Origin of the sequence: Nitrospira sp. (genome assembly GCA_015709715.1) — a bacterium.
GTDB lineage: Bacteria > Nitrospirota > Nitrospiria > Nitrospirales > Nitrospiraceae > Nitrospira_A.
The window spans coordinates 2,965,908-2,980,594 of sequence record CP054184.1 but is presented as its reverse complement, the minus strand read 5'-3'; the positions used below and the strand labels follow the sequence as shown (position 1 = coordinate 2,980,594).

At 61.4% G+C, this 14,687-nt stretch carries 15 protein-coding genes; 6 read left to right on the top strand and 9 right to left on the bottom strand.

What is annotated here, in order from left to right:
• Positions 1-13: 13 nt before the first annotated feature.
• The 8 genes from HRU82_14520 to HRU82_14485 all read right to left on the bottom strand — a co-directional run bounded on the left by HRU82_14520 (position 14) and on the right by HRU82_14485 (position 8,258).
• Positions 14-3,379, bottom strand: a complete 3,366-nt coding sequence (locus tag HRU82_14520; GenBank protein ID QOJ36080.1) for an AsmA-like C-terminal domain-containing protein — start codon at positions 3,377-3,379, stop codon at positions 14-16.
• Positions 3,380-3,489: 110 nt separating this feature from the next.
• Positions 3,490-4,035: an alpha/beta hydrolase gene (locus HRU82_14515; protein ID QOJ37225.1), complete on the bottom strand. Its 546-nt coding sequence runs from the start codon at positions 4,033-4,035 to the stop codon at positions 3,490-3,492.
• A 4-nt stretch (positions 4,036-4,039) separates the two neighbouring features.
• Positions 4,040-5,275: a TIGR03862 family flavoprotein gene (locus HRU82_14510; protein ID QOJ36079.1), complete on the bottom strand. Its 1,236-nt coding sequence runs from the start codon at positions 5,273-5,275 to the stop codon at positions 4,040-4,042.
• Between the two features lie 3 nt (positions 5,276-5,278).
• A complete protein-coding gene (locus HRU82_14505) occupies positions 5,279-5,698 on the bottom strand; it encodes a hypothetical protein (protein ID QOJ36078.1) in 420 nt (139 codons plus the stop codon).
• A complete protein-coding gene (locus HRU82_14500) occupies positions 5,695-6,165 on the bottom strand; it encodes a GNAT family N-acetyltransferase (GenBank protein QOJ36077.1) in 471 nt (156 codons plus the stop codon). The genes HRU82_14505 and HRU82_14500 overlap by 4 nt, the downstream gene beginning before the upstream one ends.
• Positions 6,166-6,196: 31 nt before the next feature.
• Positions 6,197-6,811, bottom strand: coding sequence for an RNA polymerase sigma factor SigZ (gene sigZ / locus HRU82_14495; protein ID QOJ37224.1), 615 nt, complete (start codon positions 6,809-6,811; stop codon positions 6,197-6,199).
• Between the two features lie 45 nt (positions 6,812-6,856).
• On the bottom strand, positions 6,857-7,294 hold the full coding sequence (locus tag HRU82_14490) for a VOC family protein (GenBank protein ID QOJ36076.1): 438 nt from the start codon (positions 7,292-7,294) through the stop codon (positions 6,857-6,859).
• Between the two features lie 127 nt (positions 7,295-7,421).
• A complete protein-coding gene (locus HRU82_14485) occupies positions 7,422-8,258 on the bottom strand; it encodes an aldo/keto reductase (protein QOJ36075.1) in 837 nt (278 codons plus the stop codon).
• A gap of 327 nt (positions 8,259-8,585) precedes the next feature.
• Here HRU82_14485 and HRU82_14480 point away from each other — a divergent pair, with 327 nt between their 5' ends.
• The 6 genes from HRU82_14480 to HRU82_14455 all read left to right on the top strand — a co-directional run bounded on the left by HRU82_14480 (position 8,586) and on the right by HRU82_14455 (position 12,678).
• On the top strand, positions 8,586-8,894 hold the full coding sequence (locus tag HRU82_14480) for a DUF1778 domain-containing protein (GenBank protein QOJ36074.1): 309 nt from the start codon (positions 8,586-8,588) through the stop codon (positions 8,892-8,894).
• Positions 8,891-9,388, top strand: coding sequence for a GNAT family N-acetyltransferase (locus HRU82_14475; GenBank protein ID QOJ36073.1), 498 nt, complete (start codon positions 8,891-8,893; stop codon positions 9,386-9,388). Before HRU82_14480 ends, HRU82_14475 begins: the two co-directional genes overlap by 4 nt.
• Before the next feature lie 71 nt (positions 9,389-9,459).
• A complete protein-coding gene (locus tag HRU82_14470; protein ID QOJ36072.1) occupies positions 9,460-9,642 on the top strand; it encodes a hypothetical protein in 183 nt (60 codons plus the stop codon).
• Positions 9,643-10,077: 435 nt separating this feature from the next.
• On the top strand, positions 10,078-11,292 hold the full coding sequence (locus HRU82_14465) for a trypsin-like peptidase domain-containing protein (protein QOJ36071.1): 1,215 nt from the start codon (positions 10,078-10,080) through the stop codon (positions 11,290-11,292).
• Positions 11,293-11,682: 390 nt separating this feature from the next.
• Positions 11,683-11,997 carry a hypothetical protein gene (locus HRU82_14460; protein QOJ36070.1) on the top strand — a complete coding sequence of 105 codons (315 nt, stop codon included), beginning with the start codon at positions 11,683-11,685 and terminating at the stop codon, positions 11,995-11,997.
• Positions 11,998-12,072: 75 nt separating this feature from the next.
• Complete coding sequence (locus HRU82_14455; protein QOJ36069.1) at positions 12,073-12,678, top strand: short chain dehydrogenase; 606 nt, start codon at positions 12,073-12,075, stop codon at positions 12,676-12,678.
• 21 nt (positions 12,679-12,699) lie between these two features.
• On the opposite strand, the gene HRU82_14450 is transcribed toward HRU82_14455, so the two are convergent.
• The gene (locus HRU82_14450) at positions 12,700-14,652 is read right to left on the bottom strand and encodes an AAA family ATPase (protein QOJ36068.1); all 1,953 of its coding nucleotides are present in this window, start codon (positions 14,650-14,652) and stop codon (positions 12,700-12,702) included.
• Positions 14,653-14,687: the final 35 nt, after the last annotated feature.

Sequence of the window (14,687 nt, the reverse complement as noted above, 5' to 3'; positions counted from 1 at the left end):
ACCTCTCACTTCATCAGAAGTCTTCTTCTTCAGCCGCTCCGAAACTCTCCTCCACCATGGCATAGGCCTGCTGCGGCAGCTTGATGGCATTGACCAGGACATCGAAGGCCAGTTGCGCCGTGCCCTTCACCCCAGCCATCAAGGATTCCGCCGCCAAGTACCGCAACTCCGGCTTGTTCGCCGACCCTTTCAGCTCAAACACCGCCGTATCGAACCCCTGCCGATCCCCGGCCAGCAGCTGCTGGAACAGCGGCACCCGTTTCAAGAGGTTGGAGTAGGACCCGAGCGGACTGGTCACCAATATCATGTCGAACTCGTCCGCCAACATGTCATACCGGCCGGTCCCGCTGATCTTGAGGATCGGACTGTCGAGCAACAACTCCTTCACCACCACGACGCCCTGGTTGAGCGACCCGACCAGCTTCAGGTGATCGAACGGCAAGCCGTCCTTCTCAAGGTCGACTTGCCCCTGCAGCAAGGCCGGCAGGTTCAAGACCGACAGCAGGGTCGAAAGTACCGGCAGATTCGACAGTCTTCCATCCTCCACCAGCACGTGAATCGGCTGGCGACTCGCTATGGCACCGGGCAGCAACACACCACGCTCGAATTCCGCCTGCAGTTTGCCCGAGGTGGTCAGCCAACCGGAGAGCGACGGATGCTGCTGGATCTCCGACAAGACACGATCGATCGGAATGCCGTTCGCGCGAAAGGTGCTACCGACTCGCTCGGGCTGCTGCCGACCATCCATCCGCACCTTCGCCTGCCCCGCCACATGGCCGTCGTTAGTATCGCCGCTGATTCGCTCGACGGTGAGCAGCCCGTGGTCCCACACCACTCGGGTCGACAAATCGGTCAGCAGGAACGTCTTGTAGTAGAGATGGTCGACGAAGAGAAACGCATCGACCCTGGCGGCCGACCACCACTCCTGTTCCATGGTCGGCCGCTGTCCTATGGTCGACCGGCGACCGGCCCGGGAGGGGGAAGAGGGAGCCAAGGCGAGCGATGTAACGTCGAACTGGGACGATTCGACCGTGAGTCGCACCTTCGGCGCCTCCGCCCATTGCGCGACGCTGCCGGTCACCCGAACGTCGCTGGCCCCGACATGAAAGGCCAGCCGTGGAATCTGGATGCGATCCTGATCGAACCGCAGGGTGACGAACAGGTCCCGGATCGGCGCGGCGAGGCGCTCGACTGCGAGTCGGCCTTCATCGAACCGCACGTGGCCGACGGTCTGCCAGGAACGGCGATCGCTCAATTGACCGGTCATCTTCAGAACGGCATCCAACGTGCCGGCCCGGATCGGTCCCAGCGCAACACCCTTGGGAAGCCGATCGACGGCCAGCTTTCCCGTGGACAGCTTCAGCGAAAAGGGTTTCTCCTCGGAAAACTCCAACGCTCCCTCACCGACCAGTTTGATCGGAGGAAACCGCAGGTCGAATTGCCGAACCGCCAAGCCGGTCCCTCCGGACAACAACATGTCGAATCCCACGCTGGCGGGGGCCTGCAACGGTTTGGTCAATCGATTCGGGATGTGCAGCGCGGCCTGCCGCAGATCGAACAGGCCCTTGATCCGCAAACGGTCGAAGGGGCCGGTAACGGCGGCGTGCAGACGCAGGGCGCCCTCCACCTCGGGGCGGAACGCCCCCTCACCCCCTTCGGGCCACAACGAGTCCAGCGCCGCGGCCTCCGCGTGCATGTTCAGCGTGACATCAGAGAAGGCCTTGCCGCCCACCAGCGCCACCTCGCCATGGGTGCGAAACGCGGCGGGCCCCGCCCATCCCTCCAGATGATCGATCGCCACCAGCGTCGGCGTGACCGTGACATGGGCCTCCACTTGGCGGACCGGAACCGGCAACCAGGCACTCCGCACCCCTCCCTGACGGACCTTGAGGTCGAGGTCGGTTAATTCAAGCGGTTTTCCGCTAGCCGGCTGTCCCGTGAGATGGACCACCATGTCGAGCTGTCCGGTGGGGCCCTCCACCTGTGCCGCCAGATCTCGAAGCAGCGGGAATTGATCCAGACGCCGCGCGGTCTCCACCACTCCCGCCAGCGGTGCCGTTCCCTGTACTTTGACATCGACCCGTGGGTCCGTGGTCCACCGGGTCACCAACAGATCCTGCCCGGTCAATCGCACGGCACCCCATTCGGCGCGCATCTCCCTCATACGCAGCTGTTCCGCATCAGCGATCACCGTGCCGTAGATGTGCTCCACCGCCGGTAGCGGCGGAGCCGGCGCGAATCGGCCGTTTCGAATCTCGACCACGGCGCTGACGTTGGGTCGTCCCTCGGCCCCCAAGGTCCCGCTCACGGCCATCGATCGGAGCGCGAGTAATCCATCGACGCCATACCCATCCAACTGCACCCGTAACGGCTCATCCAGCCAAGCTGAAGGGACCTGCCGCAAAGCACGGGGGAGAGGAACCGGCGGAGCGGAGAGCAGCGCGGCAAATTTCGGGCGCGGGCCCCCCAGGCCGGTGATCGAGCCGGAGCCTTGAATCGCCAGCTCCTGCAACTCGGCCTTCAGTTCGTCGACGAGGACATCGTGTCCTTCGGAGGCGGACGACCAGCGCACATGGGCGGTCATCTGCGCAGCCCCATCCACCCCGTCGGTGATGCGACCGGGCCCGTTCCAGAACGACAGCAGATGGCGCACATTGACATGCTGCAGCCGCAGAACCCCCTCCGCTTGCAGGTGGCCGCGTTCACCGCGCTGCGTCAGCGAACCGTCCCAGGAAAATGCCGCAGCCCCGCCCCCCTGCGGAATCTCGCCCGACACCTGCAGTCGCGCGTGCCGTCCCGCCACTTCGGTCGACAGGGTGCCTTGGGCCACGGTGAGGCGCAAGGGAGTGTGAACCACGGCGCGCAATTCATCGACGAGGGTGAGGCTCCCTTGAACGACCAGGACGTTCCGCAAGGTCTCCAACAATTCGACGGGCTGGGTCGATTCGCCGGACAGTGGTGATGGAGCCTGACCGTCAAGGCGCCACCTCTCATCCGCCGTTCGGCGGATCGTCAGCTGCGGACGATCCACCACCAGCTCCGTCGCCACGGGGCGCCCTTCGAGGAGGGGCCACCACTGCAGCGCGACGGTGACGGCATCGGCCGTAAGGAGCGGCCGATCCATCGTGGAGTGGTGGAGGCGGACCTGCCGGAGTTCCACCTCGAGAGAGGGCACGATCCGCAGGTGCGAATCCTCGATGGCCACGCGATAACCGGTTCGTGCCTCAAGCTGTCGCAGCAAGGCCGCCGTCACCGCCGGTTGATTCAGCATCCAGGGCAGGGCAACGAGGCCGGCTAGGACGAGAATCGCCGATAGAAGCGCGAGGCGGAACAGCAGCCGCCGTGAGCGCGGGGCTGGAGTGGGAGGTGAAAGGTCCATGCAACCTCAGTTCTCGTTCCACTGTACGGGGGGAACCGGGCGAACTCAAGTCACAGCGGCCCGGCCGGGGTCCCTGGATCGGGACGCCTGAACGGGCCCGGGGTAGGACCTTACGTGGCGCGCAGGAGCCGTTGCAGCAGAGCGAGACCGGCAGGCCACGCTCCCACCCCACTCTCCGCGTTGATATGGCCCACTGCTCCGATTTCCACATACTCACTTCCCCAGGCGGCCGCGCAACGGCGCGCGAATGCGGCGGAGCCGAACGGGTCATCGGTGCTGGCCACGAGCAGGCTGGGCCAAGGCAGGCGCGCAGACGGAACCGGTCGAAATCCTTTCGCCGTCGCCGGAAACATCGCCGCCTCGGGATCCGGCACAGCGACCAAAAGCGCTGCGCGGACCGGCAAGGCGGATCGGGACGCCCAATGCACGACCGTCAAGCACCCCATGCTATGGGCGATCAACAGCGGCGGCACGGAGGCCTGCACCACCGCCGCATGGAGAGCGGCAACCCATTCGTCGCAGACCGGATGTGCCCAATCACGCTGCCGCACACGTCGCCAGTGGAGATGCTGTCGCTCCCAGCACGTTTGCCAATGGCCGGGCCCTGAATCGCCGATCCCCGGCACGACCAGCGCCGGAATGCCCTCAACCGTCACCGCGTCAGCCACCGTTGTGCCGGCGCTCCTTGAGCCACGCCACCGCTCCGGTCCCCGCTGCCCGACCGCTGGCGAAGCAGGCCGTGAGGAGGTAGCCGCCGGTCGGCGCTTCCCAATCCAACATTTCCCCTGCGCAAAACAGGCCCGGCAGCGACTTGACCATCAGTCTGCGGTCGAGGGCCTTGAACGAGACCCCTCCCGCGGTGCTGATCGCCTCCTCAAGCGGTCGCGCGGCCTTCAACGTCAGCGGCAGCGATTTGATCCCTGCCGCCAGGCGAGTCGGATCCGCAAAATCTTCCTTGGAGATGATCTCACGAAGCAGCCCGGCCTTCACGCCGTCGATGTGCGCGCGTCGCTGCAAGTGGGTCGCCATGGTCCGCTTCCCGCGCGGCTGGGCAAGATCTTTGATCAAGTGGGGCAAGGGTCGATCCGGCGCGAGGTCCAGTCGAAGGGTGCCGAGACCTGTCGCTCGCAGTTCGTCCCGCACAGAGGCAGCCACGGCATAGATCACGCCGCCTTCGACCCCCGTGTCGGTGATGACGAATTCCCCCATGCGGCGTATTACCTCGCCGCTCAGCGACTTTGCCACCACACCCACGGTCTTCACCGGCACGCCGGCGAATTTCTGGCGAAAGTGGTCCGTCCAGTCCACGTCGAATCCACAATTGGCCGGTTGCAGAGACTCCACCGTCACCCCGCGTGCTTCCAACCACGGCACCCAGGCACCATCCGACCCGAGCTTCGGCCAACTCGCGCCGCCCAAAGCCAGGATGACCGCATCGGCCGTCACCGTCCTCGAACCCTCAGGCATCTCGAAGCGCAACGCGCGAGGACCTTCCCACCCGCACCACCGATGCCGCACATGGATGACCAATCCCGCATGGCGAAGCCGTCGCAGCCAAGCCCGCAGAAGCGGCGCGGCCTTCATATCCGTCGGAAACACCCGCCCCGACGATCCGATGAAGGTCTCGATGCCCAAGTCGCGGGCCCAGGCACGCAACGCACCCGCGCCGAAGGCCGCAAGCAGGGGCTCCAGCTGCTTCCTTCGACGTCCGTAGCGCGAGAGAAAGGGCTCCACCGGCTCCGAATGGGTCAGGTTCAACCCACCCTTCCCGGCCAGGAGAAATTTCCGGCCCACGGAGGGCATGGCATCATAGAGCGACACCTGCGCGCCACCGGCCAACGCCGTCTCGGCGGCCATGAGCCCGGCCGGTCCACCCCCGACAATGGCGATGTTCACTCGTTACCTCTCCCTCGTCACAGACAAAAACCACACCGGCCTCATCCGCCCGAAGTCGGTCCGAAGGGGAGCCTTCAACGTCGGGGTGGAATCTACCACGTACGACCGGTCGTTCTCTCGCACGAACACTACCCAGTGCCAGAAGGGTCGTCCGCACTCCAGATGCCATTTAATCGCCAACAGCGCGCAATCCGGCAGGCCGGCCCAGGAACGGAACGGCCTGCGCGTCCCTGCGGCACGCAGACCGAACGCCGGCAGCAGACGCCGCACAGAGGACGTCTCCGACCAGAGCTTCGGATCTTGAGCGAAGATACCCAATGAGGACGCCACGGCTCGCGCGCGCGAATAAGGCACGCCCGCGAGCGCGGCCACCGCTGCAATACCGCAGCCGGTCCGTTCCTCTTGGACGACAGGCCGGATCACAGGGACAGTTTCATTTTCCGTCCGCCTGAAATGCCGAATCCCTGCCGTTCATAAAACGCCAAGGTTCGGTCGAACTGCGGGAGGGGCGGCGTAGTCACTTCCAGTCTCGTCCATCTTTTTGTGTGGGCCAGGCCTTTCGCCTCCGCCAGGAGTGCTGCCCCCACCTGGCAGGAACGGAATGCAGGGCGCACATACAATTCCGGAATGGTACCGAAGGTCCCCTCCGCATAGAGCGCACGACTTTCGACCAGGGCCAGAAATCCAACCGTTGCATCGCCGTCATGGGCCAGGAGCACCGTATAGCTGCCGTCTTCCAGCCACGCCCGCGCCCTCGATTCCGTCTCGACGTGAGACCATCCGAAGGCCTGCGTGCCGATGGCCGTCATGATCTCCCGCAATAGTTCGCCTACCAAATCGGCAACGAGCGGCGCATCGGACGGTTGTGCATGAGCGATACGAATCGACATGGGGCGACCCTACCCGCAGCAGGCCCGCGCGTCAAGAACCGAGGGGGTTCAGCGGGTCGGCACAGGAACCGACGTCCGGATTCCGCAGGGAATAGTCTCGGACTCCACCGCGTCGATCCAATTGAATCAGACAACAGTCGTCCAAGAGCTGCTTGAGTTGTTTCCGTCCGCGCTGCACGCGGGACTTCATTCCGGACAAAGACAGGCCGAGACGTTCGGCCGCGGCCTGCTGGGTGAGCCCCTCCAATTCCACCAGTATGATGGCATCCTGATAGTCTTGAGACAGTTGAGTCAGCATCGGACGAAGACAGTCGGCCAACTCCCTGCGGAGTGGGCCGGAATCCTCTCCGCGTTCAACCGGAGGCGTGGGGAGGGCCAGGCCGGTCATTTCCATATCAGAGGCCAACCCGACCGAGATCTCCCGCCGATGCTTCGGAGCCCGGTAGTGGTCGATGATCACATGCCGCGTGATCTGGTAGACCCACGATACGACACGGCGCGGATCCTTGAGGCGGTCAAGCCGCTGATGGATCCGCAGAAACACCTCTTGGAGCAGGTCCTCGACCTCCACCGGATTCGCGACACGCTTTTGGATGAAGGTGCGAAGTCCGTCATGCACCAGCTGCCACACCTCCGGCGCCGGCATCGCCTCGACAGGTCGGTCACCGTTCATATCCATATGCGCATCCCTTCATGCTGCCGCACAGGTTGCCGTACCCTGCCCTTTCGGCACGCAGCACCCGGTGCGGGCAAGCGGCCCCGCCACGTCCAGCTGCTCGTGCACGGTAAAGATCTCCCAGGCGTTGCCGTCCGGATCGGTGAACCACAGCTTGTCCTGCCGCGCAAAACAACAGGCGATATCCTCCTCGACCTTCTCCAGAATGCCGGCCGCCTGCAACCGCTGTTTCCACATCGCGATCTCCTCGAGCGATTCCACCTCGATGCCGAGATGGTTCACGGAACTGATCATGCCGGTGGAAGAAACCAGGGACAAATTCACCGCCGGCTCCGTCAAATCGAATTTGGCATAGTCCACTGTCTGTTTTTGAGGCGCTACGCCGAACACTTGTTGATACCACGCAACCGACCGAGACACATCGCGCACATCGAGGGAAAGATGGGGTCTCATGGGAGGGCTCCTTTCTTGCCGAGGCGGGGAATTCCGCCGCTCACCTTTATAGACGGAGCGCCTCCCCAAAGGACGCAACCGGCGCCGACGTTCGGCCGTGGGCGAATGGCGAGACCTCGCGCAACGACTACAGTCCCACGGCCTCCAAACGACGAAGATCGGGGGGCTCGATCGTGAAGCGGTCGGATTCGAGATCCTCTTTCATGTGTTGCGGATCGGTCGTGCCGGTCAACGGCAGCATGCCGATCTGCATGGCGAAGCGAAACACCAGTTGCGCCAGCCCTGCCCCGTATTTGGACGCCATGGCCCGCACCTCCGGGTCGGCGAAGATCTCGCGATTGGCGGTGAGCAGCGAGAACCCTTGGTAGATGATCTGGTGGTTCCGGCAAATCTCCCGCACTTCTCGATCCCAGCCGAGCGCGGCGTAACAGCGGTTCTGGACCACCATCGGCTTATGTCTCGCCTTGGCGCAGAGGAGTGTCAGTTGTTCGGCGGACACGTTGCTGATGCCGATCATCTTCGTCTTGCCCGACTCATACAGCGCTTCGATGGCGGCCCAGACCTCCCAATCCTCCGCCCCCAACCCGCGCCGATAATACGGACCGTGCAGGACGTACGAGTCCAGATAGTCCGTGTGAAGATGGGCCAACGAGCTGTCGAACGATTGCCTGACCTGGGTGGTAAGATCGGTCCGGATATCGTAGGGCGTGCGGTGATCCTGGCCGGTCACCGGCGTGAATTTCGTCTGCACGAACAACCGCTCACGCGGCGTGCCCTGCTTCGCCAGCTCCAGCAATGCTTCCCCGACCAGAGCTTCCTGATAATGAATCAACTGATTGGCCGTATCGATCGCCGTGAACCCCGCCGCCACGGCCTGTTGCACCAATTGTGTCGTCGCTTCTTTTTTCCAGGCGGTTCCGTACATGAACGAGGGAAGAGGCACCTGGTTGTAGGCAGTCAGCATGACGTGAAGTCCTCCATGCCGTACCTTACACAGATCCTCACGACGGTCTCAATGTTCCGATGATCGACCCTGTGTCCACCGAGGCTCCTGGCTTCCCGATATCAGCGACAGCCCATCGGTTTTGTGGAATGCAGCCCGATGACCCGGTCAGGGTGCTCTCATTCTGCAAGAACACCCCCCTCCACAACCCGGTGCTTCAGATTATCTCGGCTGAATTACTCAGCGACTCTTTACGCACCTCATTGTAAATGCTCTATATAGTCGTCATCACATTGTCTTGACGCAATGAATTGCTCGCGTTATCTTTATGAACAAGAGAGGTGAGTTATGCCAACCCGCGCACTTCGGAGCGAAAAATTAGACCTTCGGGTAAGCGCCGCAACCAAGCGAACCTTGGAAGCAGCCGCCTTGGCCACCCACCGTACCCTGAGCGCGTTCGTGCTTGAAAGCGCACTGGCGCGGGCAGAGGAAGCCCTGCTAGATCGCCGAATGTTCCCTCTGAGCAAGGCCAAGTGGACCGAGTTCTTGGCCGCACTGGATGCTCCGACCCGCCCCCTCCCGCGGGTGCAGCGCCTCCTCACAGAGCCGGGCTTCTTTGACGCCACGCCGACACCAAGCTCTCACAAAACGCGGTGACTCGACGCATCGACAAGCTTCACCCGCACCACGCCGTTGACGCATTCGACTGCGGTCAGGACACTCTCAATCGCTTCCTTCAGAAGTACGCGCTGCACAATCAACACAGCGGGGGAGCGCAGACCTATGTGGGACTATCTGAGCAAACCGTGATCGGCTACTACGCCCTCGCTGTGGGATCGGTAGAGTCGGAACAGGCCCCGGAGCGAGTGCGGAAGGGACTGGCCAAGCACGCCATTCCGATCATGCTACTTGCCAGATTAGCGGTGGACCTCCGCTGGCAAAAACAAGGGGTCGGTGCGGCCTTGTTGAAGGATGCGATGCTGAGAACGCTACAGGCTGCCGATATCGCAGGAATTCGGGCCTTCGTGGTCCATGCCAAAGATCAGGCCGCGAGCACATTCTACGAACGCTTCGATTTCCTCCGATCACCGACTGACCCATTGCATCTTCTCATGCTTCTCAAAGATGTACGAAAGGTCGTCGACCGATAGCCAAAAAGAAAGACACAAGGGATCGGGAGTCTTTCTTGGTAGGATCGCGCCGTATCGGTACAAGGTCGTCCATGCCCCATCGCCCACGACTCGCAGCCGGAGACCTCGCATCTCACGTCCTGAATCGCCGCGTGGGAGGATTGTCTTTATTCGACACCCACTCGGACTACGCCGCGTTCGAAATGATTCTGGCCGAAGCCCAGGCTCAAACCCGCATACGCATCGCCGCCCGCTGCCTGATGCCCAATCACTAGCACCTCCTGCTCTGGCCCCGCAGGGCTCAGAAGGATAAGAAGCTGACGTCCTGGCTCAGCGACTGGCCTGCGGGAGCGTCCACGCGATTGGCTGGCGCGCGTGAATCGGCCACAGGCTGTGACGGAATTGGAGTCGCTCCGAGTGAGTGTGTAACGAGGTCGCCCGTTCGGCGACGAACCCTGGATTCGGAGAATGGCGACACGATTCGGAATGGAATCGACCCTCCGACCACGAGGAAGGCCGAAAGCATCCTAAAACAAAAACTCCCTTATATTCTTCACCCCCTATCCTCGACTTGAAAGTCATTATTTGTCCTAAGCAACCCTAGATTAGGCGCTGATTGAGATGCCAAAAGGCGAGGATTATACTTCAGCCGCGTGAGTATAGTAGTGCACTAAAGCACATGGCATTATGCCGATGGGAATGGAATCGCTATGAAGTCTAAGCTGCTGTGGCCCCTAGGATTGGTCGTTTTTTACGCGTACGGAGTAACCGGTTGCAGCATTGATGCGCAAGGTAACCGAGTGGTCGGAACTCCGGGCTTCGCGGCCGCTGGCTTGTATAACAAATCGACTCCGGGGGTAAGTATAAGAAGCCGCTCCGAACTCATCGAGAAATATTTGGCTAATCGCGAATTAACCCCTATTGAAGGCGTGTGGATCGGAAGTTCGAACAATTATGAAGTGGCGATCATCCGTAACACGACGGAGCGATATAAAGAGTACGACTATTTAGGCGTCATCGCAGATTCGCGGGTTGACACATGGAATAAAGGGGATATTAAGCTCATTCTAAAAGAAACTGCTTCCCCAGACGCTTATAGCGGGTCCTATTTCGATTTCGAACATAATGAGATCGGGACCATGTTTCTTTTGCCATCCCCTAACCTCTTGGAGTTTACTCTTTCTGATCAATTTGGCAGGCAACAACGAACGACGTTCGTTAGAAATTATCCCAAAACCCCTAACACGGGTCCTCTGACACGGTCCGAAAACAGTACGGGAACAGGATTCTTTGTAGCGTCAGACTCGATCGCAACCAATTGGCACGTTGTTAAGGAGGCGAGAAGAATTTCGGTGCTAGTTGGATCAACCGAACTGAAAGCGGATCTCCTTTTGAAAGACGCGCAGAATGATCTGGCTCTGCTTCGGGTTGATCGTTCAAAACTTCAGGGCGCCACCTCTACTATTGCGAATGCGCCCTGTTTTTTGATCGGCAATTCAGACGAAGTCAAATCCGGCGATGCAGTATTCGCCATCGGCTATCCACTCTCTGGGCTGTTAGCTACTTCTCCCAGCATTGGCCAAGGGCTCGTCAGCAATGTGTTGGGCGTCGATAACGATCCCCGAGTCTTTCAAACCAGCATTCCGATTCAGGCGGGAAATAGTGGGAGCCCGCTATTGAACCAATCGGGACACGTCATCGGCGTCGTGACCTCCACCTTGAACAACAAGAAAATGCTAACAACGACGGGAGTTCTCACACAAAACGTGAACTTCGCGATCAAAAGTTCTTATTTGAAAAGTATGATCTCCATGACATCCTCTAGCCCTTGCGGAGAGTCCAGCAAAGTGAAACAACCTGTTACGGCGAGAGATATGCAAGATGCCTATGCGAGTAACGTTGTGCTCATTAGGGTGTCGAGGTAGGTGTCAAAGGAAGGGGGTCGGGAGTATTTGTCTCGAATAAGTGCTGGCATGCTCTCATTCCGGCTGTATCGCATGAGACCTGCCGACATGTGCGATGCATTCTAGCTAGCAGAGCACAGCGATTACTTACTCAAAGCGCTGAATCGTGCTGCATTACGTAGGCGTGTGCGGGCTCACCATACAAAGACTCTCGCCCCCCTCTTCTTGGGCTTCCTGATAGACGTGAAGTCCTCCATGCCATACCTTACACAGATCCTCACGACAGTCTCAATGTTCCACCCAGCCAAACCTGGCGCGCGCTGACATGGACTCATGTGTGTAGGCCGCTGGCCACCGTTCTCCACAACCTGCTACAGTGCCCCTCCATCACCAGGAAGGAGCGCCACTCGCATGGATGCAGCGCAGAGTAATCTGGTCGTAGAGCTTCGACTCACCTACCGCTACATCAAGGAGCATCCCTGGACCGTCCAAGCCATCAACGGCTTTCTCTCGGCCTACTTCATGGAGAAACCCGGGTTTTCCGTGCAACGGCACTTCGACGATCTCGAATCCGGCATGCACGTATGGCTCTGCGAGATTCCGCCTAACATGAACATCACGCGGCTCTTACGGCGATTGCAAGCGGACATTCCTCCCTGCCGCTACGTTCACCACGCCCTCGACCCATCGGCCAGACCACAGTATGTCATCGATTGCCCGGAGTGAGCGACACCCGTACGCTTGCGTCCGTCACCACCGATTGACTACCATGCGCGAAACGTGAACATAAGGAGATACTGCATGCGAGTGATTGTCATCGGAGGAACCGGCACCATCGGCAGCGCGGTCGTTTCGGCGTTAGCCGCCCGACACGAGGTGGTGACCGTGGGCCACCGGAAGGGCATGCACCAAGTGGATTTGGCCTCGCCCGACTCCATTACGGCGCTGTTCAAGGCGGTCGGCACCTGCGATGCAGTCATCAGCACGGCCGGCAGCGCCAAGTTCGGCAGCTTCGATGACCTGACCTACGACGATTACTTCGTCGGCTTGAAGAACAAACTGATGGGGCAGGCGAATCTGGTCCGTATCGGTAAGGCCTTCGTCACGAACCACGGGTCGTTCACCTTGACCAGCGGCGTGCTCAGCCGGGAACCGATGAAGGGCAGCGCCTCGATCAGCATGGTGAATGCGGGCCTGGAAGGGTTTGTCCGCGCCGCCGCACTGGAACTGCCGCGCGGCCTTCGCGTGAATGTGGTGAGTCCGCCCTGGGTGACGGAAACGCTGATCGCCAGAGGGATGGACCCCTCCATCGGCATTCCTGCCGACAAAGTCGCGCACTCCTATCTGGCGAGCCTCGAAGGCACGATGACGGGGCAAACGATCGATCCCAGGCAGCGGGGCGCCTAGGCAGGCACCAGCCCGTTCGACTCAGCCCTCTCGTTGGCTCATGGCGGTTTCGGCAGCAGCGGGAAGGATCACCGAAATGGCCCCGCCGAGGTCGCCTTCCTTGAAGCCTTCCTTCTCGTAGCCGGAGATATCGACCTCTCCCTTGGGTTTGCCATGGCAGCTCAAGCAGGGCCTCGTGTAGAACAGCGGCAGCAAGACCCGCAGGCTGTGGTCTGGCAACCGCTGTGAAATAACGTGGTCTCCCACCCGGGGATGGCTCTTCTGGATGGTGAGCAACGCTTCGGTTTCCTGCTCGTCCGGTCGATTCTCCGGGTTCCTCGGTTCGATCTCCGGCGGGCCGATCTGCCGTAACTTGAGCCCGGTATCCCGTGAAAAGGTCGCAGCCACCTGTGTCCCGAACGTCGCGGGAATGAAGCCCTTGAACCCGATGCCCTTCTTGTTGATGTCCACCTGCACCTCTTGCACGGCCTTCTGCATGAGGCCGGCCAGCTTGCTCAGCAGCGGCTTGGCCCGCTCCGGCATCGCGGCGGCACTCAAGGCCTGCAGGTCATGCCCGGTCCTCGCCAGGAACTCCTTGCGCAGCCGGGCGTGAAACACCGCACCGGAGAACCCCTTGTCTTCGAGGCGGGGGTTGTTGATCGTCGCCTGCGCCTTTCCCAGCACTACACGGCCCGCATCCAGCAGAACCACCAACAGTCGAGCCGTCTCCCCGGATTCCGCATCCTCCGATGAAATCATCTCGCCGCCCACGGCAACCTGGACGGCCCTGGCCTCGGGAGCCTGGGCAACCTCCTTCTTCGGCGACGCCGGAGGCGACCCGCTCACCCGCACGAGCTCGGGTAGGACCGGCACGGGGCGCGGAGGCGGCAGCGGCGCAGGCGGCTTGACGATCGGGGGTTCCGCGTGGGCCGTCGCAAGCGGCGATAAGGATTCCAGCGGCGGGGCCGGCGACGCGGGGCGTGGCAACGCCGGCGCGGCCTGCTCGCGCCCCATATCCCGCTGCCTGGTCGGCCTCTCACCCACCGGCGGCGTAAGCCCTTCTTGAAGCCCGGTCGGGAACCATTCCAAATAGAGACCAGCCGGAAAGACGAGAGCCAGCAACGCCACCAGTACGGCAGCCTCGCGCCGCTTCCAGAGCGGGACCCTCTGAACGTCATCGATCTCGGCCACGACCTGCTGTGCGATCTGACGCGAGATGATGGGTTCCCTCCGGCGAAATCCCGCCATCAGCGTGTTGTCGCAGAGAATATTGAGCCGCCGGGGAATGCCGCGCGCCGCCTGGACAATCACGCGGAGCGCCGCCGGCGAGAAAATCGAGACCTGTTCCCGGCTGGCTTGATCGAGCCGATGTTGGATATAGGCCAAACTCTCCGCCTCGGTGAGCGGCAGGATCCTGGCTCGAACCGCGATACGCTCTCGAACGTGACGCACCTCGTGCCGCTCCAGCAACGCTTCCAATTCGGGCTGACCGGTGAGCACGATCTGGATGAGTTTGTCGTGCGCCGATTCCAGATTGGTGAGCATTCGGATACCTTCCAACGTCTCGATGGGCATGCACTGGGCTTCGTCGATGACCAAGACGATGGTGCCGCCCCTTCCGTGTTCGGCCTGGGCTGCCTCATGCAATTGCGTGAGCATCTCCGACTGCTCCGCACCGGCCGGGTGCACGCCCAATTGCTGAAGGATCGTGGCTAAGAGCCGATCGAACGTCAGGTTGGGATTGTAGAGGTGGACGGTCTGTTGTGGATGCGGTGACGGCTGTTGCGGCGGCGCGGCAATCTGCAGGTAACGGCGCAAGATCGTGGTTTTCCCGACGCCGACCTCACCCGTGACCAGTATCACGCCCTTCCGTTCTTTGATCCCATACAAAATCGAGCCGAGGGCCTCGCGATGACTCGGACTCAAGAACAGGTTGTCGGCGTCGGGCGTGGTGCCGAAGGGTTCCCGGATGAGACCATAGAAGTCGGTATACATGGCAAGACCTCCTGCTTGTCAGGTCGGTATCAAAC

What these genes read in the sequence shown, in the direction of transcription:
- HRU82_14465 (QOJ36071.1), top strand. Translation starts at nt 10,078, where the DNA reads ATGAAGTCTAAGCTGCTGTGGCCCCTAGGATTGGTCGTTTTTTACGCG.
- sigZ (QOJ37224.1), bottom strand. Translation starts at nt 6,811, where the DNA reads ATGCCGGCGCCGGAGGTGTGGCAGCTGGTGCATGACGGACTTCGCACC.
- HRU82_14485 (QOJ36075.1), bottom strand. Translation starts at nt 8,258, where the DNA reads ATGCTGACTGCCTACAACCAGGTGCCTCTTCCCTCGTTCATGTACGGA.
- HRU82_14470 (QOJ36072.1), top strand. Translation starts at nt 9,460, where the DNA reads ATGCCCCATCGCCCACGACTCGCAGCCGGAGACCTCGCATCTCACGTC.
- HRU82_14490 (QOJ36076.1), bottom strand. Translation starts at nt 7,294, where the DNA reads ATGAGACCCCATCTTTCCCTCGATGTGCGCGATGTGTCTCGGTCGGTT.
- HRU82_14450 (QOJ36068.1), bottom strand. Translation starts at nt 14,652, where the DNA reads ATGTATACCGACTTCTATGGTCTCATCCGGGAACCCTTCGGCACCACG.
- HRU82_14520 (QOJ36080.1), bottom strand. Translation starts at nt 3,379, where the DNA reads ATGGACCTTTCACCTCCCACTCCAGCCCCGCGCTCACGGCGGCTGCTG.
- HRU82_14500 (QOJ36077.1), bottom strand. Translation starts at nt 6,165, where the DNA reads ATGTCGATTCGTATCGCTCATGCACAACCGTCCGATGCGCCGCTCGTT.
- HRU82_14455 (QOJ36069.1), top strand. Translation starts at nt 12,073, where the DNA reads ATGCGAGTGATTGTCATCGGAGGAACCGGCACCATCGGCAGCGCGGTC.
- HRU82_14460 (QOJ36070.1), top strand. Translation starts at nt 11,683, where the DNA reads ATGGATGCAGCGCAGAGTAATCTGGTCGTAGAGCTTCGACTCACCTAC.
- HRU82_14480 (QOJ36074.1), top strand. Translation starts at nt 8,586, where the DNA reads ATGCCAACCCGCGCACTTCGGAGCGAAAAATTAGACCTTCGGGTAAGC.